General features: G+C 59.6%; 1 protein-coding gene. It reads left to right on the top strand.

Features of this window, described 5'->3' with window-relative positions; genetic code table 11:
• On the top strand, positions 1-286 hold a 286-nt coding region (locus tag I6A82_RS14420; protein WP_332310993.1), incomplete at its 5' end, for a flotillin domain-containing protein.
• Positions 287-490 lie beyond the last annotated feature (204 nt).

Here is a 490-nt window from a genome sequence, read left to right on the forward strand (position 1 = left end):
GGCAGATTCCGGAGCGCCCGCTGGCAAAGGCGCGGGTAATGGCTCAGGAAATCTGGCGACCGACGCAGTGTCGGCAGCGCTGGCTTACCGTGCACAGGCACCGGTGCTTGACGGGCTGATGAACGAGCTCGGTCTTGATGGATCTTCGCTAGGCGCGCTTGTGCAAGGTGCAGCGAAGGAAACCGAAGACGCATCTCCCCCTGCCGCCCCAATCGAGCTGCCAGAGAAACCGCGCGCTTCAGGCAGTGATGGCTCAGGTGATGAGCTGGAGCAAGCCGCCGAATAGCGGACTGCTTTCATGAAACAAAAAGGCCTCCCGAGCACTCAGGTGTTCGGGAGGTCTTATTATTATCAAGGCAGGGACTTGGACTCACTAGAAGTGAGGCTATCATCAGCCCGTTTGCTGTTTCACTTATCCTAGAAGGCGCCGCGCAATTGCGCGCACTTCTGCGCCCATGTCTTCGCGCTCTAGCGCTAGCGCCAGCGTCGC

It is taken from the genome of Novosphingopyxis sp. YJ-S2-01, assembly GCF_016093175.1.
In the GTDB taxonomy this organism is placed as follows: domain Bacteria; phylum Pseudomonadota; class Alphaproteobacteria; order Sphingomonadales; family Sphingomonadaceae; genus Novosphingopyxis; species Novosphingopyxis iocasae.